Raw genomic sequence first — 1,207 nt, 5'->3', positions numbered from 1 at the left:
GCACTGCCGAACGAGATTTCCTTCAGACAGAAGCCGAACAGCTCTGCAAAAGGGGGGATGCCCTCGGTATCGTCGATTTCCCATCGGTTGCCTGCAAGGCGTGAGACCATATCGATCGCCTCTTCGGCTGTCGGCTCCTCCAGCACAGGTTGGTAGCTGCAGCCATAGCATCCGAAGGTGAAAATGAAGAGCAGCACCAAGGCAAACGTGACGAGGATTGCAATTTTGGGCTTTGACAGCTTCTCTTTCCGGTTCTTTTCCATAGAGTCCTCCTATCTGACTAAGGATCAGTATTTCTTCATTGCATAGGGTTCTCCAGTTGCAAAGGGAATCTACAAAAGACAGTTGCCCCACTTGGCTGGAGCATGATAGGGTAGAGTCATCGGGAGATGCGTGCCATGTATGAATTCGACGTCTCAACGCTGCTTGTTGCCTTTGGGTTGACGGTGTTTGCAGGCCTTGGTACCGGCGTAGGCTCGGTGATGGGTTTCTTCTCCAAGAAATTCAATCCGAGGTTCCTTGCCGCCGCTCTTGGATTCTCCGCAGGCGTCATGATATATGTCGCTATGATTGAGATTTTTGTGAAAGCGAGAGAATCGCTGGAAGGCGCCCTGGGAGCAAAACCCGGCTATGCCTTGACCACCGTCGCCTTTTTCGCCGGCATTGCCATTATTGCCATCATCGACAAGATCATCCCCGACTACGAAAACCCCCATGAAATCCAGGACCATGGTTCACAGGCCAAGCCCTATGTCGACAACAATGACCAAAAACTCATGCGGATGGGCTTCTTCAGTGCCTTGGCCATCGCCATCCACAACTTTCCTGAAGGCTTGGCCACCTTCATGGCAGCCCTCAGTGAGCCACAGCTGGGTATCAGTATTGCAGTGGCCATCGCCATCCACAATATCCCCGAAGGCGTAGCCGTCTCCGTTCCCATCTACTACGCCACCAAGAGCCGCAAGAAAGCCTTCTGGCTCAGCTTGCTCTCAGGGCTTGCCGAACCGGTGGGAGCCTTCATCGGCTACTTCTTGCTCAGACGCTGGTTCAACGACGTTACTTTCGGTTTTGTCTTTGCCGCAGTTGCCGGCATTATGGTCTACATCTCCCTCGATGAACTCTTGCCCACCGCCGAAGAGTATGGCGAACACCACGTTGCCATCACCGGTGTCATCGCCGGCATGGTGGTAATGGCCGTGAGTCTGGT

The 1,207-nt window shown here is 53.5% G+C and carries 2 protein-coding genes; one reads left to right on the top strand and one right to left on the bottom strand.

Annotated features, from left to right (window positions below; genetic code table 11):
- A partial coding sequence (locus B3F49_RS02730; RefSeq protein WP_293908868.1) for a hypothetical protein occupies nt 1-263 on the bottom strand: 263 nt, incomplete at its 3' end.
- Nucleotides 264-398: 135 nt separating this feature from the next.
- Between B3F49_RS02730 and zupT the strand changes: the two genes are divergently transcribed.
- Nucleotides 399-1,207, top strand: an 809-nt coding sequence (zupT, locus tag B3F49_RS02725) for a zinc transporter ZupT (RefSeq protein WP_293908866.1), incomplete at its 3' end; no start/stop codon positions are given.

The organism is Sphaerochaeta sp. UBA5836, from assembly GCF_002432845.1.
In the GTDB taxonomy this organism is placed as follows: domain Bacteria; phylum Spirochaetota; class Spirochaetia; order Sphaerochaetales; family Sphaerochaetaceae; genus Sphaerochaeta.
The sequence above is the reverse complement of the archived record's forward strand: the minus strand, read 5'-3'. Positions and strand labels throughout refer to the sequence as shown.